The organism is Halomonas sp. HK25 (assembly GCF_047795635.1).
Taxonomy (GTDB): domain Bacteria; phylum Pseudomonadota; class Gammaproteobacteria; order Pseudomonadales; family Halomonadaceae; genus Halomonas.
Window position 1 is genome coordinate 4048660 of sequence record NZ_CP181044.1, and the last position, 19414, is coordinate 4068073.

18 protein-coding genes are annotated in these 19414 nt (G+C 66.7%); 5 read left to right on the forward strand and 13 right to left on the reverse strand.

The window, feature by feature from the left end; genetic code table 11:
• Positions 1-124: 124 nt before the first annotated feature.
• Together hemN and ACM26W_RS19015 are read right to left on the reverse strand one after the other, a co-directional pair.
• Positions 125-1510, reverse strand: coding sequence for an oxygen-independent coproporphyrinogen III oxidase (hemN, locus tag ACM26W_RS19010; RefSeq protein ID WP_416138522.1), 1386 nt, complete (start codon positions 1508-1510; stop codon positions 125-127).
• 66 nt (positions 1511-1576) lie between these two features.
• Positions 1577-2791 carry an NnrS family protein gene (locus ACM26W_RS19015; protein ID WP_416138523.1) on the reverse strand — a complete coding sequence of 405 codons (1215 nt, stop codon included), beginning with the start codon at positions 2789-2791 and terminating at the stop codon, positions 1577-1579.
• 48 nt (positions 2792-2839) lie between these two features.
• On the opposite strand from ACM26W_RS19015, the gene ACM26W_RS19020 reads away from it, so the two are divergent.
• From ACM26W_RS19020 to ACM26W_RS19030, 3 genes are all read left to right on the forward strand, one after another.
• Positions 2840-3253 carry a YbaN family protein gene (locus tag ACM26W_RS19020; RefSeq protein ID WP_416138524.1) on the forward strand — a complete coding sequence of 138 codons (414 nt, stop codon included), beginning with the start codon at positions 2840-2842 and terminating at the stop codon, positions 3251-3253.
• A gap of 58 nt (positions 3254-3311) precedes the next feature.
• Entirely contained in the window at positions 3312-3791 is a 480-nt protein-coding gene (locus ACM26W_RS19025) for an Rrf2 family transcriptional regulator (RefSeq protein ID WP_416138525.1), read from the forward strand.
• A 171-nt stretch (positions 3792-3962) separates the two neighbouring features.
• Complete coding sequence (locus ACM26W_RS19030) at positions 3963-4274, forward strand: c-type cytochrome (RefSeq protein ID WP_416138526.1); 312 nt, start codon at positions 3963-3965, stop codon at positions 4272-4274.
• Between the two features lie 136 nt (positions 4275-4410).
• On the opposite strand, the gene ACM26W_RS19035 is transcribed toward ACM26W_RS19030, so the two are convergent.
• From ACM26W_RS19035 to nosR, 6 genes are all read right to left on the reverse strand, one after another.
• On the reverse strand, positions 4411-4938 hold the full coding sequence (locus ACM26W_RS19035; protein ID WP_416138527.1) for a nitrous oxide reductase accessory protein NosL: 528 nt from the start codon (positions 4936-4938) through the stop codon (positions 4411-4413).
• Positions 4939-4953: 15 nt separating this feature from the next.
• Positions 4954-5784, reverse strand: coding sequence for an ABC transporter permease subunit (locus ACM26W_RS19040; protein WP_416138528.1), 831 nt, complete (start codon positions 5782-5784; stop codon positions 4954-4956).
• Positions 5781-6758: an ABC transporter ATP-binding protein gene (locus ACM26W_RS19045; protein WP_416138529.1), complete on the reverse strand. Its 978-nt coding sequence runs from the start codon at positions 6756-6758 to the stop codon at positions 5781-5783. Before ACM26W_RS19045 ends, ACM26W_RS19040 begins: the two co-directional genes overlap by 4 nt.
• Positions 6758-8056 (reverse strand): nitrous oxide reductase family maturation protein NosD, encoded by a 1299-nt coding sequence (locus ACM26W_RS19050; RefSeq protein WP_416138530.1) that lies wholly within the window; start codon positions 8054-8056, stop codon positions 6758-6760. Before ACM26W_RS19050 ends, ACM26W_RS19045 begins: the two co-directional genes overlap by 1 nt.
• Positions 8057-8132: 76 nt before the next feature.
• Positions 8133-10046, reverse strand: coding sequence for a TAT-dependent nitrous-oxide reductase (gene nosZ, locus ACM26W_RS19055; protein ID WP_416138531.1), 1914 nt, complete (start codon positions 10044-10046; stop codon positions 8133-8135).
• A 119-nt stretch (positions 10047-10165) separates the two neighbouring features.
• Positions 10166-12322, reverse strand: coding sequence for a transcriptional regulator NosR (gene nosR / locus ACM26W_RS19060; RefSeq protein WP_416138532.1), 2157 nt, complete (start codon positions 12320-12322; stop codon positions 10166-10168).
• Positions 12323-12524: 202 nt separating this feature from the next.
• Here nosR and ACM26W_RS19065 point away from each other — a divergent pair, with 202 nt between their 5' ends.
• Entirely contained in the window at positions 12525-12857 is a 333-nt protein-coding gene (locus ACM26W_RS19065; RefSeq protein WP_416138533.1) for a hypothetical protein, read from the forward strand.
• Between the two features lie 53 nt (positions 12858-12910).
• A complete protein-coding gene (locus ACM26W_RS19070; protein WP_416138534.1) occupies positions 12911-13459 on the forward strand; it encodes a hypothetical protein in 549 nt (182 codons plus the stop codon).
• A gap of 99 nt (positions 13460-13558) precedes the next feature.
• Here the strand turns inward: ACM26W_RS19070 and ACM26W_RS19075 are convergent, their stop codons facing one another.
• The 5 genes from ACM26W_RS19075 to ccmI form a co-directional block, all read right to left on the reverse strand.
• Entirely contained in the window at positions 13559-14110 is a 552-nt protein-coding gene (locus ACM26W_RS19075; protein WP_416138535.1) for a hypothetical protein, read from the reverse strand.
• Positions 14111-14124: 14 nt separating this feature from the next.
• Positions 14125-15786 (reverse strand): NapC/NirT family cytochrome c, encoded by a 1662-nt coding sequence (locus ACM26W_RS19080; RefSeq protein ID WP_416138536.1) that lies wholly within the window; start codon positions 15784-15786, stop codon positions 14125-14127.
• Positions 15787-15951: 165 nt separating this feature from the next.
• Positions 15952-17565 carry a cytochrome D1 domain-containing protein gene (locus tag ACM26W_RS19085; protein ID WP_416138537.1) on the reverse strand — a complete coding sequence of 538 codons (1614 nt, stop codon included), beginning with the start codon at positions 17563-17565 and terminating at the stop codon, positions 15952-15954.
• 169 nt (positions 17566-17734) lie between these two features.
• A complete protein-coding gene (locus tag ACM26W_RS19090; protein WP_416138538.1) occupies positions 17735-18502 on the reverse strand; it encodes a Crp/Fnr family transcriptional regulator in 768 nt (255 codons plus the stop codon).
• A 25-nt stretch (positions 18503-18527) separates the two neighbouring features.
• Positions 18528-19409 (reverse strand): c-type cytochrome biogenesis protein CcmI, encoded by an 882-nt coding sequence (gene ccmI, locus ACM26W_RS19095; protein ID WP_416138539.1) that lies wholly within the window; start codon positions 19407-19409, stop codon positions 18528-18530.
• Positions 19410-19414: the final 5 nt, after the last annotated feature.

Here is a 19414-nt window from a genome sequence, read left to right on the forward strand (position 1 = left end):
TCATGACCCATTTTCATTTGACAGCGAAGACGCCCGGCCTGGCGCGCCGCCACGCAAGGACGCCGCTCCCGTCGATGACGAGGCGGCGTGCGATGGATCCCCGCGGCCATGCCGCGAGTGGGGGCTAGACGGTCCGGGAGTAGCGACCCTGGCTCTTCGTCAGGTAGGCGTCGAAGGCCATGGCGGCATTGCGCATCATCAGCCGGCCGGTGGGCAGCACCTCGATCTCGCCCTCGCGGATCGCCAGCAGGCCGTCGTCGGCCATCTCCTGCAGCTGCACCAGGGCGTCGGCGAAAGTGTCGCGGAAGACGATGCCGTGGGCGGCTTCGATGGCGGCGAAATCGATGCGGTTGTGGCACATCAGGGCATTGATGACGTCGCGGCGCAGGCGGTCATCGTCGCTGAGCCGATAGCCGCGGAATACCGGCAGCTGGCCCTCTTGCAGGCGATGCTGGTACTGGGCGGTCTCCTTGACGTTCTGGCTGTAGGTGTCGCCGACCTTGCCGATGGAGGTGATGCCCAGGGCGATCATGTCGCAGTCGGCGTGGGTGGAGTAACCCTGGAAGTTGCGCTGCAGGGTGCCGTTCTCCCGGGCCAGGGAGAGCTCGTCGTCGGGCAGGGCGAAGTGGTCCATGCCGATATAGACGTAGCCGGCGGCGGTAAGGCGGCGGATGGTCAGCTCCAGCAGCTCCAGCTTGCGCTCCGGCGGCGGCATGTCCTCGGGGCGGATCAGCCGCTGGGCCTTGAACAGCTCCGGCAGGTGGGCATAGCTGTAGGTAGCGATGCGGTCCGGCCCCAGGGCAATGATCTTGCTCAGGGTGGTGTCGAAGCTGGCCACCGTCTGCAGCGGCAGGCCGTAGATCAGGTCGACGCTCACCGACTGGAAGCCGGCGTCGCGGGCCGCCTGGACCAGTTCCACCACCTGCTCCTCGCTCTGCAGGCGGTTCACCGCCTCCTGGACCTGGCGGTCGAAGTCCTGCACCCCGAAGCTCAGGCGATTGAAGCCCAGGGCGTAGAGCTCATGGATCTGCTCGGGGGTCACGGTGCGCGGGTCCACCTCCAAGGAGAACTCGCGCTCGGCGGGCGGGGCGAAGTGGAAGGCCTCGTCCAGCGCCGCCATCAGCTCGCCGAGCTGGGCGTTGCTCAGGTAGGTGGGCGTGCCGCCGCCCAGGTGCAACTGGGTCATGCGCCGCGACTCGTCGAAGAGCGCGCCCTGGACGCGGATCTCCTGCTTGAGCCACTCGAGATACTCGGCGGCTCGCTCGGTGTTGTGGGTGATGATCTTGTTGCAGGCGCAGTAGTAGCAGAGGCTCTTGCAGAACGGGATGTGCACGTAGACCGACAGCGACTTGGGCGTCTCGGCCCGGTTGCTGCGCTCGGCCGCGGCGCGGTAGTCATCCTCGGCGAAGGCCGCATGGAACTGGGGCGCCGTGGGATAGGAGGTATAGCGTGGCCCCGGACGGTCATACTTCTCCACCAGGGGGCGATCGAACAGCAGGTCGTCTTGCATCGTGAAACAGCCTCTTTAACCGGATGGCGGCGCCGCGGGCGCCGCCGCATGGGCAGAGTATGCCATTCAGGGCCCGACGCGTCGGTACCCTTCTCGAGGTAGCTGATCTGGATCAAGCCGACGGGGGCGGCGCACCGTACGCCGACACCAGTGGACCAGGCGCCAGGCGGCGAGCCCCCAGGCCAGGCTCCAGGCGAGTGCCGATCCCCACAGCAGGTGTAGCCAGCCCGATCCGGCATCCAGCGCCAGCAGACGCAACACCGCGGCGAGAGTGAACAGCAGCGCCAGCGGCAGCAGCAGCGGCTCCGCCTCGGGGCGCGCCTTGGCGCGCAGGATCGCCTGGCGCAGCATGATGCCGGAGGCCAGGGTGCCGAGGGCACCGATGGTGAAGGCGTGCAGGGTGGCGCTGGCATGGGGCTGCTGCCACCAGGCCCGGGCCAGCAGCAGCAGGCCCGCGCCGAGCCAGGCGTAGCCGACCATCAGCCCCAGCAGGTCGGGACGCCCCCGGCAGGCCCAGGGCCGCCAGCGCCACAGCCGCCACAGCACCAGCAGCCCCGCCGCCAGTACCAGGCCCGCCGCCAGGGGCCGCAGCGGTGACCACAGCATCAGCAGTGGCGTCACGCCCAGCAGCAGGATCAGCGCCGCTTCGATACGCGGCTGGACCCCCGCACCGGCCTGGCGTCGGCTGGCCATCAGGTAGCCGTTGACCGCCGGTGCCAGCAACCGTCCGCCCATGAACACCATCAGCAGCACCAGCCACAGCACCCCCTGGTGCATCACCAGCGTGGTGGTCGGCATGACGCCCAGGTGGCGCCAGGTCAGGGTGACCAGGGCCAACAGGCAGAGCAACCCGAGCAGCGGAGAGAGCACCCGGTTTCGCCACTTCTTGGCAGCGATGAAGCGCGGCACCAGGTGCCAGGCGACAAGCAGCACGAAACCCGCATCGGCCAGTGTCACCGGCAGGGCGCCCGGCCAGGCCAGGCCGCCCAGGCGTGCCATCAGCCACAGCCCGACCAGCGCCTGCAGCCGGCGTGTCGGCAGCGGCCCGAGCAGATAGCCGGCGATCACCGTCAGGGCGAAGCCGAACAGCAGTTCGCGACCATGTGCCGCAGGAGAGGCCAGCAGCGGCAACTCCTGCAGGTGATAGAGTGATAACAGCGAGAGCGGCACCAGCAGGGCGGCGTGCAGAGCCGCCAGCGGGAAAAGCCAGCGCCAGGCGGGAGCGGTGGAAACGTTACCCGTGCGGCGATTCGAGGAAGGCTTTGCGTCACTCTTTAACATGCATGTAAAATACTCTTTATTGCGCATCGCCGCCAGGTGGGAGGTCCCATGACGCACTCGGTCTCACGCATCGCCTGGAGCGGGCTGGCCTACGGCTGCATCGGCCTGGGCACCGCCGGGCTGGTGGTGCCGCTTCTGCCCACCACCCCCTTCCTGCTGCTGGCGGCCTGGGCCGCGCCCAAGGGCTCGCCCCGGCTGGCCCGATGGCTGCATGAACATCCGCGCCTGGGTCCGACCCTGCACGCCTGGCGGGAGCAGCGCGCCGTGCCGCACCGGGCCAAGCACCTGGCGCTAATACTGCTGGGGGCCAGCTGGCTGGTGCTGTGGCTGGGCGGTGCGGCGCCGCTGGTGCTGGTCCTGACCGCCGCCCTGTTCATCGGTGTGGCGACCTTCCTGCTGACGCGACCCGATGCCGCAGGCGCTGATGTCCTCACGGCAACGAGCGATAAACTGTTAGAATAGAACCCTCTTATCTTATTAAGTTTGACTAATATCAAGCCTTGAGGTCTCCGCACCCACCATGCATCTGACCCGCTTTACCGACTACTCCCTGCGCGTGCTGATCTACCTGGCGGTAAAGGGGGAGGAGCGCTCCACGATCCATGAGATCGCCACCAGCTTCGAGGTCTCCCGCAACCACCTGATGAAGGTGGTCCAGGACCTGAGCCACAAGGGCTATATCACCGCCGTTCGTGGCAAGAACGGCGGGCTGCTGCTCAAGAAGCCGCCCGAGGAGATCCGCCTGGGCAGGCTGGTGCGCGACACCGAGAATGACCTGCAACTGGTAGAGTGCTTCGGCGAGGCCAACGAGTGCAAGATCACCCCGGCCTGCCGGCTCAAGCCGATCCTGGCCGAGGCGCTGCGCGCCTTCCTCACCGTGCTCGACAAGTACACCCTGGCCGACATGCTGGGGCCCCAGGAATCGCAGCTGGTCCAGCTGCTCAGGATCGAGCCGTTGACCCGCAGCAGGACCGACACCCCCCCGCCGCTGGTCTCCTGACGCGATTGGCTTGCGCTGCCGGTCAGTCTCGGCGATGCTTGAAGATGAGTTCCGCCATGACATGGGTCATGGCTGTCCATGAGGCCCTGGGCCATCATGGGCCCAGATATCGGAGGCATCGGCGCCATCCGATTTTTTCAATGCCATAAGATGCATTCTGGAGACATGTTCATGAAGCGACTGGCCACCCTGACCCTGACCGGCATCGCCGCCCTGGCCCTCTCGGCCGCCGTTCAGGCCGAGCCCGACGGCGAGGCCATCTACAACCAGGCCTGCATGGCCTGCCACATGACCGGTGCCGCCGGCGCGCCCATCAAGGGCGACGAGGCCGCCTGGGCGCCGCGCCTGGAGCAAGGCATCGAGACCCTCTACACCCACTCCATCGAAGGCTTTGGCGCCATGCCCGCCAAGGGCGGCTTCACCAACCTGAGCGACGAGGAGGTGAAGGCCTCCGTGGACTTCATGCTCGAACCGGTGCTCTGAGGGCCAACTCGCCCCACCAGCCAGTTAGCGGAAACCGAAGCGCCCCCGGCAGCCAGGCTGTCGGGGGCGCTGTGGTTATGGGTCATGGTTTATGGAACAACGGTTATCGAGTAGCCGCCTGTGGAGCCACCCTGCGCTACATGGTGCGCTGGATATGCCCCCGCGCCAGGTCGTTGAGCACCTGGACGTCGATCTCCTCATAGCTGAGCAGACGCCCCTCATGCTCCGCCATGAAGGCCTGGGCCGCTTCCTCGTTGCCGAAGGAGGCCAGGGTCGGCCCCATGGCGCCCATCAGTGGCTGCTCGGTCACGTAGACCGCCACGTTGGCGGGGATGAAGGCGTCGTCGGAGGGCTGCTCCCAGTCGGTGGCGCCCATGTCGTGGACAAAGGCCTGGCGCAGTTGGGGCACCGAGTCGGGCTGCAGCAGCCAGACGAACATGTCCGCGGTGGAGCAGAAGGTCAACAGGCGCCCATCCCGCAGGCAGGCCTGGGCCTTGGGTCCCGGAAACTCGGCGATGAACATCCCGCACACCGCACACTCGTCGTCATCGCGGAAGGGGCGCGTCTCGCAGGCCGCGGCCACCTCCTCCTCGCCACTGCAGCCGGCGAGCCCCGCCAGGGTCACGCCGCCCAGCACGATGATGAATTTCCTGCGTGTCAGCATTCGTCGATGTCCTTGTCAGATCTCACGGCGGCGAAAGATCCACAGCGCCAGGCCCAGTGGCACCGCCACCCAGACCAGCAGCGCGCCGATCAGCAGCACTGGATGGAAGGCCGCATCGGCACCGATGGAGGCCAGGCCCGCCTGGGTCCGTGCCGCCTCGAAGAAGGTCAGGTTGACGATGCGGAAGATGTCGGTGGGGTTGAGCAGCAGCAGGTAGTGGAAGAGCCCCTCGCTGACCTGGCCACCGGTGCCCACCAGCACCCCCAGCAGCGCCAGATCATAGACGATGACGAAGAAGAACCACACCACCAGGGCGATGCCCGCCGCGCGGGACTTCTCCGCCACGCTGACGCTGATCAGGTAGGCGAAGCCGATGAAGGCCCAGCCCAGCAGCATCGCCGAGAGGATGAACAGCGCCAGGGCCGCCACCAGCTCACCGAGCAGCTCCACGCTGCCGAAGGCGGCGATCACCGCCCCGGCCACGCCGAAGCCCACCAGGGTGGAGACACCGAGGATCGCCGCATGGCCCAGGAACTTGCCGGCGAGGATCTCGACCCGACTCATGGGGTAGGTGAGCAGCAGCAAGAGGGTGCCCTGCTCGTCCTCGCCGACGATGCTGTCGTAGGCCAGCATCAGCGCGATCAGCGGGATCAGGAACACCGCCAGGCTCGACAGGCTGACGATGGTGGTGGAGACCCGGGTGAAACCCACCTGGCCGGAGGCCGCGGCGCCGAAGTAGGCCAGGCCGATGGCCAGCAGGCCGAACACCAGGGTGATCGCCAGCACCCAGCGGTTGCGCAGGCCGTCGCGGAACTCCTTGCCGGCCACGATCATCAGGTTTCTCATGCGCTCACCCCCTGCTGGGCATCGAAGGCCGGCGCGGGAGCCGGCTCGGCCTCCACTCGCTCGCGAATGGTGCCGTCGAAATAGGCATAGAGCGACTCCAGGGTCGGTGGCTCCAGGTCGAGATCGGAGACCTCGGGGTCGTCCATCAGCAGGCGCAGCACCCCCATCTTGGCCCTGACCGGCACCTCGAGGGTGACGCGGCCGTCGCCCGCCGTCCGCGCCAGCACGCCATGGGCTCGCAGCGACTCGGCGAGCCGCTCCGGTGCCCGGGCGGTGCGCAGGCGCATCACCAGCGGCAGGTCGGCGGCCTCACGCAGCTCGTCGATACTGCCCGAGGCGAGCATGCGCCCCTGGCCGAGGATCGCCGCGCGGTCGATATGGCGCTCCACGCCCGGCAGCACGTGGGAGCAGAGGATCACGCTCACCCCGCGGCCGCGCAGCTCGTCGACCATGCCGTAGAAGTCACGGGTGGCCATGGGGTCCAGCCCTACGGTGGGCTCGTCGAGCAGCATCAGCCGCGGCTCGCCGATCAACGCCTGGGCCAGGCCAAGGCGCTGGCGCATGCCCTTGGAGTAGGTCTTCACCCGGCGGTGCATGGCGTGGCCCAGGCCCACACGCTCCAGCAGGGGTTTCACTACACCCGAGCCGATACGCTTGAGCCGGGCGAAGTAGTCGAGCACCTCGAAGCCGCTGAGCTGCTCGTAGAACTGCACGTTCTCGGGCAGGTAGCCCAGGCGCAGCCGCAGGTCATTGGCCGCGCTACCGCCAGGGTTGTGGCCAAATACCTTGAGCTCACCGCTAGTCGGGCGAATCAGGCCAAGGATCAGCTTCATGGTCGTGGACTTGCCGGCACCGTTGTGGCCCATCAGGCCCAGCACCTCACCTTCGCCCAGGGTCAGGCTCACCTCGTCGAGGGCGGTCAGATTGCCGAAGCACTTGCCGACCGCATGCATCTCGATCACGGGTTGGGTCATTACAGTCTCTCCACCATCCAGTCGGGAAGGGCCATCAGCGGATGGCTGTCGCGCACGCCCGGTGGGCGCAGGACCGGGAATTCGCGCTGCACCCAGCGCAGCACCTGCACCGCCGGGCTGTTCATCAGGATCTTGGCCATGGGGTAGGTCCATATCAGCCGGTCCACCGAGTCGTTGGGCTCATAGGGGATATCTCCCAGGCCGTCGCCGCTGAGATCCCAGCCCAGGTAGTCGCTCCAGTAGTTGCCGCTGCCCTCGAAGGACCACTCCTGCTCGCGCAGGGCCACGTACTTCACCTGTGTCTCGTTGCCGACGAAGGCATTACCGTGGAACTCGTTGTCCTCGGAGCCGGCGGTCATGTGGATGCCGATCTCGGTGCGGGCGAAGAGGTTGTCGCGGATTTCGTTGAACAGCGAGTTGTAGACGAACAGCGCCTTGCCCTCGGTGCCGCTGATGGCGTGACCGTCGGGTGTTGCCATGACGCTGCCGCGTTGGGCCTCGATGGCGACATTCTCGGCGATCACCGAGTCGACGATGAAGTTCATCAAGAAGCCGTAGTTCTGATCGCGAATGGAGCGGTTGCCCACCACCTCGAGCTGGCGCGACTGCATCAGCGCATAGCCCAGCCGGTTGTTGCGGGTCTCGTTATCACGCACCTCGTTGGAGTGCGAAAACATGTAGTGCACACCGTAGCGCTGGTCGCGCAGCAGGTTGCCGATCAGCCGGTTATGGTTGCTGACGTCGATGTAGATGCCGTCGCGGGCCTCCCACACCTCATTGTCGCGAATCTCGGCACCGGTGACGTTGTAGAGCTGCAGCCCGTTGCCGCGATCCTGGGAGCGCAGCGCGGTGTCGCCGCTGATGTGGTTGCCGATCACCTTCACGTTGGGCACGGCATCCAGCCAGATACCGAAGCCGCGGGCCTCGATGCGGTTGTTCTCGATGACGGCCCCATCGGCCTCGCGGGCCACGAAGATGCCGCTGTCGATGGCGGTGATATCGGCACCGTCCTCGCGGATATGCAGGTCGCGCACCGTGGCGCCAGGCACGGCGATGGTCAGCACGCTGCCGCTGCGCTGGCCATCGAGAATGGCGCCGGGCTCGCCGACCAGGGTGATGGGCACCTCGATCACGAAGTTGCCGAGGTGCACACCTTCGGATACCCGCACCGTATCACCGGGTGCGGCGGCTTCCAGCACCTGCTGCAGCGGGGTCTTGCCGGGTACGGCGCGCCATTCGGTGGCCAGCGCAAGACCGGGCAGCAGGAAGAGAAAGGGGAGTAACCATCTCGCTGGCATGGTGGTCTCTGTGTGTCTGGGAGGAGCTGCCGGACCGGCGCGGTGCGCCGACCCGGCAGTGTCTGCCGATGGTGGATTATGCCGGCTCGACCAGCAGTCGACCGACCATCTCCATATGCAGTGCGTGGCAGAACCAGTTGCAGTAGTACCAGAACACCCCGGGCTTGTCGGCCGTGAAGGTGATCGAGGCGGTCTGCTGCGGACTGATCTCCATGCTGACCCCGTGGTCCACGACGCAGAAGCCATGGGAGAGGTCCTCGATGCGGTCGAGGTTGGTGATGGTCACCGTCACCTCGTCGCCCTGTTTCACCGGGATCTCGGTGATGCCGAAGTTGGGCGCTACCGAGGTCATGTAGACCCGCACCTTGTTGCCGTCGCGGATGATCTCGTTGTCGGTCTCGACGTTGACGCCATCCTCCTCGGCCCTGCGGATGGTCTCGGCGAAGTAGGGGTCGTCACGCTCCCAGACCTGCTTGGTCTGGATCTGGTCGCGGCGGATGATCACCGCATCGTGGGGTTCGGCGAAAGTCGGGGTGTCATGGAGCAACACCATCTCTTCGCCGGAGATATCGATCATCTGATCGTTCTCGGGGTGCAGCGGACCTACCGGCAGGAAGCGGTCCTTGGAGAACTTGTTCAGTGAGAACAGGTATTTGCCATCGGCATCCTTGGACTCGGAGAGGGTCGCGTGGTTGTGGCCCGGCTGGTAGTGGACGTCGATCTTCTGGCGGATGTAGTCGACGTCCTCGCCGTTGTAGTGGCGCACGGCGTCTTCCATGTTCCACTTCACCACCTGGCTGTCGATGAACAGGGTGGTGTAGGCGTTGCCGCGGCCGTCGAAGGTGGTGTGCAGCGGCCCGAGGCCCAACTCCGGCTCGGCGGCGATCACGTCGCGCTCGTCGTCGAGGTTGCCCTCGAAGAGGTCATCGAGCCTGGCGATCTCGATCATCGACACGGTGGGCGACAGCTTGCCGGCGGCGATGAAGTACTTGCCGTCGGTGGAGGTGTTGAGGCCGTGGGGGTTCTTCGGCACCGGCACGTAGCGAGTGACGTTGAGATCTGAGCTCTTGCGGCCGTCCACCACCGGCACATCGGAGTCGCCGATGGTCATGGTGTTGCCATCGGCCACCGCCGCCTCGATACGCTCGATGCTGAAGATGGTCACCCAGTCGCGGTCGGCGCGCATCTTGCCGGCCAGGTCCACGGCACCCTCGGAGTTGTAGCAGGTGGCCGCGGCGTACTTGCCAGTGTAGTCGGCGTCCATGTTGTCGAGGTTGCCGTCGACGATGACCTGCCACTTCACCTCCATGGTGTCGGCGTCGATGGCATTCCACATGGTGTAGTACTTGGAGGGGTCGTTGATATCCCGGCCGTCGTTGGGCTGGGGAATCATGTACTCGCCGTTGGCGAACACATAGCCGGTGCGCGGCGCCTTCTGCAGGCGCAGGCCGTGGATGGCCTGGACGTTGGGCACCGTCACCATGGCGTCGGTCTTGAAGACGTCGAGACGGACGCGGGCCACGCGGGTGTTGGCCTTGTCGTTGATGAACAGGTAGCGGCCGTCATGGCTGCCGTCGGTATAGCTGATATGGGGGTGGTGGGCATCACCGTTGGTGAAGCGATGGCTGTCGCCCATGATGCGCTTGGACTCGTTGGTCATCCCCCAGCCCGTGGCAGAGCAGTGGTTGAACACGGGGATGCGCATGATCTCGCGCATGGAGGGCACACCGTAGACGCGAACCTCACCGTTATGTCCGCCACTCCAGAAGCCGTAGTATTCGTCCAGTTCACCCGGCGCCACATGGGTACTGGCCCCATTGCCATTACTGGCCGCCTGGGCCGGCTGGCTGCGAGTCATCGCGCCCACGCCCGCCACGCCGGCGGCGCCGGCCATGCTGACTGCGCCCACCGCGGCGCTACCCGCCAGAAAGCGGCGGCGCCCCTCGTTGACGCTACCGGTGGTCTTGTCACCCTTGTGCTTGTCGCTCATGACGCTTCTCCGTTTCGTTGTCGCTTTCTTGCGATGCCGACTCGGCGGTCGACCTTCTGCTTCCGTCGCAGCATCGGCCAGGGCCGATGCTGCTCCCGGTTCACTGCTCGGCGGCCGCCTCAGGCGCCGTCTCCGGACACCTCGGCGGCGGGAATCCGCTGGCTCTCGGCCACCTTGCTGCTCAGCCGGGTCGCCTTCTCACGCTTCTTGCGCTGCACCACCATGGGTGGGCACTTGCGATCGTTGTAGTAAGTCACCTGGCAATCCAGGCAGTAGTGGCACTCGTTGGGGTTGATCCGCCCGTCGGGATGGATCGCCTGGATATGGCACTCGTTAGCGCAGATCTGGCAGGGCTTGCCGCACTCCTTGTGGCGGCGCAGCCAGTCGAACAGGCGAATGCGCGCGGGGATCGCCAGACCGGCGCCCAGCGGGCACATATAGCGGCAGAAGAACTTGTGGTTGAAGGCACTGATCACCAGCAGCACCACGGCGTAGAGCACGAAGCCCCACTCGCGCTGGAACTTGAGCAGCACCGCGGTCTTGAAGGGTTCCACCTCGGCGTAGATCTCGGCCTGAGCCAGGGACTGCAAGGAGACGGCGAACAGCCCCAGCAGGATGATGTACTTGAGCGCCCACAGCCGCTCGTGCACCGCGAAGGGCAGCTCGAACTGCGGCACCTTGAACTTGAGGGCCACCGCGCTGATCAGCTCCTGCATGGCGCCGAAGGGGCACAGCCAACCGCAGTAGACACCGCGCCCCCACAGCAGCAGCGACACCGCCACGAAGCTCCACAGGATGAACATCATCGGGTCCATCAGGAAGGTGGACCACTGGAAGTCGGTGAACAGGGCGTTGGCGAAGGTGAGGATGTTGACCACCGAGAGCTGGGCCAGGGCGTACCAGCCGATGAACACCACGGTGTAGACCAGGAAGCTGTAGCGAATCGTGTGCAGCAGACGCGGCCGCTTGGCCAGCCAGTCCTGGAACAGCAGCACCAGAGTCAGCAGGCCGAGGCCGGCGCTCAGCACCACGATATGCATGACGCGGTCTTCCCACACCGAGACCCACAGCGGGCGCGTCTCGTCGTCGAGCATGGCGTCGGCCACAGGCTCGGGGATCACCAGGAAGCGCTCGGGCACCTTGAGCTCGGCGTCGAAGCCGGCGAACTCGGTGTCCAGGGCGCCGACCTGGCGGCGCACCAGCAGCTCCAGCTCCCAGGTCTGTCCCGGGTCGAAGCGGGTCTCCTCGCGCAGGATGAAGATGTCACGCTCGGCAAAGCGCGGCGCGCCCTCGGCCTCGACGCCCCACAGGCGGCGCATGTCGGCATCGTGGAACTGGTCGGTGCGCCCGCCGTGGTGGATCATGATGCGGTCGTAGATGCCGCCGCGTACGAAGCCGGAGCCCTTGAAGGAGTAACGCCCGTTGGCCATGATCGCCAGGGCGTGCTCGCCCTCTGCGAGGCCATCCATCAGCTGCTCGAACTGCCGCTCGCCGAGCAGGTTGCGACCCACGGTGGGCACGTTGAGGTAGGCGAAATAGAGGTCGATGAAGGTCTCGTCCTCGCGCCCTTCCGGGGGCGCCTCGACGCCTTCGGCAGCGGTGCCGACAAAGGCCTCGTCCACCTCGCCGCGGGTCAGGAGGAGGTGGCCGATGGCCCCCTCCTCCACCAGCGCCTCCCAGCTCGCCTCCTCGAAGACCTCTTCACGCACCGTGGCGGGCTCTGCCACTCTGCCCTCGAGAATGCCCAGTTCCCTGGCCACACGCCGCGCCGAGCGCATGATTCCCTCGCCCATCACCACCACGGTGACGGTGGCACCGGAGACGGCGTCCACATGCTCATAGCCCTCGCGCCGCTGACGCGACAGGCCTACGCGCACCTTCTGGCGCACCGACTTGCCGGCATACTGATCGACGAAGTCGTCGAGCACCGTCTCGGGAATCCCCACCAGCATGATCGGCTCGGAGTGGTCGAGCACCTCGACCCCGGTGATGCGGCCGTCCAGCGCCATGCCGACCCGCATGTTGACCGGGTGGCCGGAGTAGGCGGGAATCGGCGCGATATCGTTGGTCTCGAAGACGTAGCCTACGGTCTCGCCGTCGCGCAGCACCGGTAGCACCGGCGGCTCCTCGATGGGCTCACCCACCGCATCCGCCTCGGGGAACACCACCGGCAGCCACTCGGCCGCCTGGGCCGACGTCGACAGGGCCATGTTCGACAACACGACGGCCATCAGCAGCGCCAGGGTCACCCGCCAGGGTCGCAGAAAACTTGTCACGAGACGCTCCACTCCGGGTCAGTCAGGCCGGCGCATAATATGCATCCGGAAAACCTCTTTAAGGGTGAAGCATGGGATAGTTTGTCGGGCCCGACAACGCACCCAGATCAAGGTATTCGCCTTTTCCCCCTGTGGGTCGGGTGCTATGTTGACCGGGACGCCCTTCCGGGCGGGCTAGCGCATCCCCAGGAGACTCACGCCCATGGACACCCCGGCTGCCATCCGCCATCCCCTGATTCACCAGCAGCGCTTCCTGGTCACCGAGATGAACTTCCAGCTCGGCAAGATCCCAGCGCCGATCCGCATCCGCTGCTATCGCGAGGCCGGCAGCGAGCGCGTCACCTGCGAGCAGAGCCACTACCTTCAGACGCCGCTGCAGGCCGAGCCCTCCTTCGAGAACAGCGACGACCACCCCAGCGTTGACGAGGCCCTCGCCGCCATCACCGACGAGATGGTGGCGCAGTATCAGCAGGCGGAGCAGGCCGGCCACCGCCCGAGTGACGACTGGCTGCTGCCGAGTCGCGACTTCGACTGAGGCCGAGCCCGGCAGGGTGCTACCATCGTGGCCTCGCCCCGAGGAGCCCGCCGATGTCCAAGCCCACCCTGCCCGCCGCCGTGCTGCTGGCCACCCTGCTGACCCACACCACCGCCAGCGCCGCCATCTTCAACACCATCGATGCCGAGACCCACGGCCAGTGGCAGTCGCTGACCCTGATACTCGGAGAGGAGCGTCACTATCGCGCCCTGGAGGCGAGCAGCTACAGCGACTCCCTGTTCAGCGTCAACCTCACCCCCGGGGCCTGCGAGCGGCCCTGGCTGGAGCTGCGCGTGGACCTGGGCGAGCGCCAGGCGGAGAGCCAGGTGGTCAACCGCGTGCCCGCCGACCTGCGCGTGGACCATGAGACGATCCACGGCGGCCAGGCGGAGTTCATCACCGAGCGCGGCGACAGCGGCTTCTACGTGCAGTTCTTCCTCGAGGAACAGCCGCTGCTGCTGGAAGAGATGCGGCGCGGCGAGACCCTGCGCCTGCGCCTGATGCGCGCCGAGGATGATCCCTGGTTCATGGTGTTCTCCCTGGAGGGTGCCGCCGAGGCCTTGGAGCGCGCCCAGCGCCAGTGCCTAACGGATACCGACTGACGCGAGGATGGGCTGACCCGCGTCATCTCCGGCATGCTCAAGTAAAAGGGCCGCCCCTCTATCTATCAGGGCGGCCCGAAGCGGATGGGTGAAAGGTTGTCACTCCCGGCCGGAAAGCAGCCGGGTGTCCAGGGTCTCCACGGTGAGGTACTCCTCGAAGGTCCACAGGCGCACGAAACGGTGGCGCTGCTGCTCGTCGCCACCCCAGGCCGCAAAGCCCAGCGGGGCCTCGGGCATGCCCTCGGCCAGCTGCTCCAGCCACCATTCGGCCATCTCCTCCTCCCAGGGTTGGCCGTAAGCCGCCTCGAGCTCCGCCTTGACCGCGGCGTGGTCGGCCACCTCGGGGTGGAAGGCCACCACCAGGGCGAGCCGTTCGCTGCCCGCGGGGAAGACATAGCGCAGGTCGGTCTCCACCGCCGGGACGCCGGCCAGGCGGCCATCGATCAGCAGGTCGCCGTCGGAGGTCTGCTCCTCGGTCACCTCGGTGACACCGTCCGCGGCCAGGCGCTCGCGCACCTCGTCGGGGGACATGCCGAGCTCGACGCTGCCGTAGCCGGTGATGCCCGGGGCGGCCAGGGCCGCCCCGGCAACCAGCAGCAGGGCCGGCGCCAGGGCGCCGATCCAGCCGCAGAACTGCTTCACTTGTGTCATGCCGTCTCCCTCTGTCAGCGCTCGATACGCGTGGCGTTGATCTCGACCATCTCCTCGTCCACCTCGTCGGCGCCGAACATCAGGCCGTGCTGCCAGGAAACGTGGTGGAAGCGGGATGACGCATGGTCATCATGGAGGGCGAAGTTGATATTGTACTTGCCGTCCAGGGTCAGCGGCTTGTCACCCTGCTGACCGGTACTCAGGGCGCGGGTCATGTAGGCGGTCCAGACGCCGTCTTCCTTGGCGGCGCTGAAGACCACCGCCTCGCTGTCGTCGAAGTGGCGCTGCTCGAGGATGTAGCCGGACTCGGTGCGCTCGCTGCCGCTCTTGAAGCGCGCCATGTCCAGATAGACCCCACCGCCGAACAGCTCATCGATCTCTTCGCTCTCCTTGAGCTTGTCCCAGCCACCGCGGGCGGCGCCCCGACGACCGCGCACCTCGATGTCGGTGCGGCTCTCGGTGAGGTACTTGGTCACGCCGTTCATCAGCGCCAGGCGTTCGCCGAGCTCGCTCTCCTCCAGGGCCGCCTGCTCGGGAGCATCGGGCATGTAGCTGGAATCGTGGTGGCAGCTGGCCCAGCAGCCGCCGCGGTCGGCCATGTCGACGCGATCGTCTGCAAAGCTGACGGTCAGCTTGATCTCGTTCTCCGGGTCCATCATGCCGCCGTCGACGAAGGGCAGCGGCGCATGCTCGGCGTCCTCCCACTGGAAGCGCATGTAGAGGTAGTCGTCGTCGAAGGCGGTCTGTACGGCCATCGGGATATGGCCGCGCTTGTCGCCCAGGTCATAGGTCTCGATCTTCTCGGCGCTGGTGGCCAGGGCGCCGATATCCGCTTCCTCGCCGGCGTGGCACCAGATGCAGCGATCACCGAAGCCGAAGGCGCGACCGCCACTATGCTCGCTGCCGTCCTGGATCCACTCGATGGAGGCCTGGCCCGGCATGAACAGAGTCACGTCCAGTGCCGGCACCTCGTCCCAGGCCAGGGTGGAGGCGATATCGCCCTCGGCGGCCACGGCGTCGCCCAGTTCCTCGGCCTCCAGCGGCATGGCCGGCTCGCCGCGGTCCAGGTCGGCCTCGGTATCATGCTCGAAGCGGGCGGCCCACACCTCGGACTCGTCCCAGGCCTCGGGCAGCTCGTGGGCGATGCCCTGGTGGCACTCGATGCAGGTCTGCCCCTGCTCGAAGCCACGGGCGTGCTCGCGAGAGGCACGGGCCGGCTGCTGCTCCAGGTCCATGGCGGACCAGTCGTGGCAGTTGCGGCACTCGCGGGAGTCGGTGCGAAGCATGGAGCGCCAGACGTTCTCGGCCAGATGTAACCGCCTATCGTAAAACTTTTCCTGGGTATCCATGGTGCCCAGCATCCAGTGCCACACCTCGCGGCTGGCCTGGATCTTGCGAATCATCTTCGGGCCCCAGGCATCAGGCACGTGGCAATCCGAACACTCGGCGCCCACCCCGGACTTGTTGTGATAGTGGGGTCGGTCCTGGTACTCCTCGTAGACCCACGTCATTTCGTGACAGGCCGAGCTGCAGAACTTCATGTTGTTGGTGGCTTCCATTACCGTATTGAAGCCGCCCCAGAAGATGATCCCCGCCACGAAGAAGAGCGTCACGGCCCCCAGCGACGCTCCCATGATCGTGATCTTGCGCCAGTTGCGCAGTCGCTCCCTCAGCATGTCCGTCTCCCGAAAATGTCATGACAGCAGATGCCTGCTCTCGAGATGCCTTGCCTTCGTTATGGTGTCCGGCCCCTTGCCCAGCCACTCCGGCACCCTGCTTCCGGGAAGGCGTGAATGGCTGGAAAAGAGGCCGGAGCGCCCGCAGGCGCCCCGGCCGCCGGCTCAGCCGACGTGGTTCTTGCGGTTGTAGACGTTGAACTTGCCGGTCGGCGTGTGCAGGTTCTCGACCCGAGCCTTCTCCTCCAGGGTCTTGTCGTCGTAGATGATGATGGCGCCGTCCTCCTGGTGGCCGCGTCCACGGGCCCAGATGGAAACCCATACCTCGGTGCCGCTCTGGTCGTACTCCATGTGCACGGCCACGGCGTCATGTTCGGCAGGACGATCGGCAACGTGGATCGGGGTCAGCTCGCGGGTCTCCTTGTTCATGACCATGACCCACTGGTTGACGTCGGCCTCGGGGTGCATGGCCTGATCGATCCAGACGTTGTCGGATTCCGGGTGGCTGCGAACGAACAGGCCGGGGCCATCTGTCTCGATGCTGTCACAGATCTCCCAGGCCTGATCCGGGTAATTCTCGGGATCGTTGCCCCAGAAAGTCATACGGCCTTCGCCCAGGTGAGTGGTGCCGGCCACCGGACCGCACTCGGAGTCCACCCAGTTGGCGCCCGGCCCCGGGTGGGGAATCTGCCCGGTCTCCAGCAGACCTACCTGCTTGCGGGTCACGGTGTCGACGAACACCATCTTGTTGCTGTAGTTGGCGGCGATCTGGAAGTAGCGCCCGGAAGGATCGAAGAAGCCGTCGTGCAGATATTCGGCGGTCTCCATCTGGTCGATGCGCAGGTTATCCAGGTCGCTGTAGTCGACCTGCCAGACCTGGCCGGTCTCCTTGACGTTGACCAGAAAGCTCGGCGCCTTGGGCGTGTTGTAGAGCGCCGCGACGCGTGCCTCGTGAACGTAGTTACCCTCGGTGTCGTAGCCGCGGGTGGAGACCACCTTCAGCGGCTCCATGGTTTCGGCGTCGGCGATCACGAAATGGGGCGGCCAGTAGGCGCCGCCGATGACGTACTTGTCCTTCCACTCGCCATAGTGAGAGACGGCCACGTCGCGAGCGTCGATGCCGATAAACACCTCGGCGGTCACCTGAGGCGGATCCATCCACAGGTCGATCTTCGACAGGCGACCGTCGCGGCCCTGGACGTACCAGAAGCGCCCGTCGGAGGACTCCTTGGCTACGTGCACCGCGTAGCCGGTCTCGGCCTCGGTGACCAGCTCCTTGGTGTCGCCGTCGATGATGCCCATGGCGCCACGGTCACGCAGGATGGTGACCATGAAGTTTTCCCAGTTGCGATCGTGCTGGGGCTCGGTGGGCCACTCCTCCTGGGGAACGATGATCTTCCAGGTCTCGCGGATGTCGGCCAGCGACATCTCCGGCGGCGCCTCGGGCTCCTGCTGGATATATTTGGCGATCAGCTCGATCTCTTCCTCGTCGAGGATGCCGTCGTGGTTGTTCATCCCGCCTTCGGTGCCGTAGGTGATGATGCTTTCCAGGCGGCGCTGACCCAAATCGATGGTGCTCTCGGGCAGCAGGCCGGGACCGGTGGCGCCCTTGCGCAGGGTGCCGTGGCAGCCCGCGCAGCGCTGGAAGTAGATATCGCCGGCGCGATCCATCTCATCGGCGGTCATCTCCGGTGCGTCAGCCTGCACGCCGCCCGCCAGCATGGCGGCCAGCGGGAAGCTGAGGGCGAAGATCCCCTTGCTCAGTGTATTCTTGTGCATAACGTGCCTCGCTCTGTTTCCCCGTGGGGTAGGGTCTGGAGAGAGCCTCGTGTGGCCCGGGTCAGCGATCCAACTGCCCGGGGAGACACCCTCCACCTGCGTATAAGTAGTAGCAGCTTTACTTCTTTGCTCACTTGACAGTGGTCAAGTGGCACACCGGAGCGTTGACTTATGTCATGGGTCGTGAAGAAACGGCGCCTGACCCCCGGGTGCCGTTGAGGCCGGGGCAGGCGGGAAGGGGGCGTGAGTCGCCGCCACGAGCGAAGGCACACAGCGCCGGCAGGTCATCCAGATGCACGCAGTTACGCTCGCAGCGCACGCCGAATGCCCGCAGGCGCGCCATGGCCCGGGAGAAGCTCTCCGGCTTCATGCCCAGGCGCCCGGCGATCAGCATCTTGTCGCAGGGCAGGCTCACGGTGGCGCGGGGGGCATCGTTCGGGCACAGCGAGAGCAGGAAGGCCGCCAGCCGCTGGTGGGTCGACTGGTTGGTGAGCTGATCCAGCTGCAGCACCAGCGCCCGCAGCATACCGGTGAGATTGGCCAGCAGGTTGAGCGTCAGGCCGTGGTGTTCGCGGAGGGTGTCCAGAAAGGGCTCGGCGGGGAACACCAGCAGTCGGGCGTCCTCGGCAACGCCGCCGTTCACCGGGAAGCCCTGGCGATCGAACATCGCCGCCTCGGCGAAGGACTCGCCGCGGGTGAACAGGCCGACCATGCACTCGCTACCGTCGGGGCTGTCGCGGTAGAGCTTCACCCAGCCGTCGAGCACCACGTAGAAGCGATCCGCGGGCTCGCCCTGGGCGAACAGCCGAGTGCCGCGCGGGCAGCAGCGCTCGTGGGCGCCACGGGCCAGCAGGGCCAGGGTGTCGTCGGCGAGGCCGGTGAACAACGGCACCTGGCGCAGTGTGCGCAGGGTCTCCCGGGTGAAGCGAACAGTCATCTCGGCCTCCTTGACCCTTCCCGGGCTAGCGCAGCGTCAGTTCCGCCAGGTTGCCGCGGATCGCCTCGGCCTCGGGCGAGTCCGCCGGCAACACCACCAACAGGCGCTCCCAGTAGGCGCGAGCCTCGTCGAAGGCCTCGTCCTGGTAGGCCCAGGTGCCGGCCAGCCACAGCCCCTGGGCGTGCTCGGGGTCGATGGCCAGCGCTCGCTCGATCAGCGCCGCCGGCTCGCCCGCCAGGCCACCCTCGAGCTCGGCCAGCACGTCGGCATAGCGGACCAGCACCTCGGGGTCGCGGTCGCCGCCGTGGCGCAGCGCCTCGCCGAAGGCGCGACCCGCGGCCTCGAACTCGTCGAGGTAGGTCAGCGTACGCCCCAACAGCACCCAGCCCTGGAGGTCGGCCGGATCCTGGGCCAGGCGGACCTGCAGCCCCTCCACCAGGCGAGTGAATTCGCGGGTCATCTCCTCGTCGCTGGGGTCGACCTGCTGAGGCGGCGGCATCACCTGTCCGGCCGGTGCACGAGCGGCGAACACCTCCTCGCTGTAGCCCACCGAGAGATAGGTGCCGATGGCCAGGAAGGGCAGCAAGGCCATGCTGGCCAGGGCGGCGACCCGGGCCAGGCGGCGCTGGCCACGCCGCTCGCCGCCGCTGTCGGCGCCGGCCTCGAGCGCGCCGCTGTCGAGCAGCTCACGTTCCAGATCGGCCAGGGCGCGGGCGTGGCGCTCCGCGGTCAGGGTGCCGGCGGCCAGCTCCTGGTCGAGCTCCGCGACGCGGTCGCGGTGGACGGCCAGCAGCACCTCGCGGCGGTCGGGGCCGGCCGTGCGGGGCTCACGCAGCAGCGGTATCAGCACGAAGGCCAGGGCCAGCAGACAGAGGCCCAGGGCCAGCAACAGGAAGACGCCATTCATCTCGT

Bases quoted from the DNA above. Each gene is read 5' to 3' on its own strand.
- ACM26W_RS19015 (WP_416138523.1), bottom strand. From the start codon at position 2,791: ATGTTAAAGAGTGACGCAAAGCCTTCCTCGAATCGCCGCACGGGTAAC.
- ACM26W_RS19090 (WP_416138538.1), bottom strand. From the start codon at position 18,502: ATGACTGTTCGCTTCACCCGGGAGACCCTGCGCACACTGCGCCAGGTG.
- ACM26W_RS19085 (WP_416138537.1), bottom strand. From the start codon at position 17,565: ATGCACAAGAATACACTGAGCAAGGGGATCTTCGCCCTCAGCTTCCCG.
- nosZ (WP_416138531.1), bottom strand. From the start codon at position 10,046: ATGAGCGACAAGCACAAGGGTGACAAGACCACCGGTAGCGTCAACGAG.
- hemN (WP_416138522.1), bottom strand. From the start codon at position 1,510: ATGCAAGACGACCTGCTGTTCGATCGCCCCCTGGTGGAGAAGTATGAC.
- ACM26W_RS19070 (WP_416138534.1), top strand. From the start codon at position 12,911: ATGTCCAAGCCCACCCTGCCCGCCGCCGTGCTGCTGGCCACCCTGCTG.
- ACM26W_RS19075 (WP_416138535.1), bottom strand. From the start codon at position 14,110: ATGACACAAGTGAAGCAGTTCTGCGGCTGGATCGGCGCCCTGGCGCCG.
- ACM26W_RS19030 (WP_416138526.1), top strand. From the start codon at position 3,963: ATGAAGCGACTGGCCACCCTGACCCTGACCGGCATCGCCGCCCTGGCC.
- ACM26W_RS19045 (WP_416138529.1), bottom strand. From the start codon at position 6,758: ATGACCCAACCCGTGATCGAGATGCATGCGGTCGGCAAGTGCTTCGGC.
- ccmI (WP_416138539.1), bottom strand. From the start codon at position 19,409: ATGAATGGCGTCTTCCTGTTGCTGGCCCTGGGCCTCTGTCTGCTGGCC.
- ACM26W_RS19080 (WP_416138536.1), bottom strand. From the start codon at position 15,786: ATGCTGAGGGAGCGACTGCGCAACTGGCGCAAGATCACGATCATGGGA.
- ACM26W_RS19065 (WP_416138533.1), top strand. From the start codon at position 12,525: ATGGACACCCCGGCTGCCATCCGCCATCCCCTGATTCACCAGCAGCGC.
- ACM26W_RS19020 (WP_416138524.1), top strand. From the start codon at position 2,840: ATGACGCACTCGGTCTCACGCATCGCCTGGAGCGGGCTGGCCTACGGC.
- ACM26W_RS19025 (WP_416138525.1), top strand. From the start codon at position 3,312: ATGCATCTGACCCGCTTTACCGACTACTCCCTGCGCGTGCTGATCTAC.
- ACM26W_RS19035 (WP_416138527.1), bottom strand. From the start codon at position 4,938: ATGCTGACACGCAGGAAATTCATCATCGTGCTGGGCGGCGTGACCCTG.
- ACM26W_RS19040 (WP_416138528.1), bottom strand. From the start codon at position 5,784: ATGAGAAACCTGATGATCGTGGCCGGCAAGGAGTTCCGCGACGGCCTG.
- ACM26W_RS19050 (WP_416138530.1), bottom strand. From the start codon at position 8,056: ATGCCAGCGAGATGGTTACTCCCCTTTCTCTTCCTGCTGCCCGGTCTT.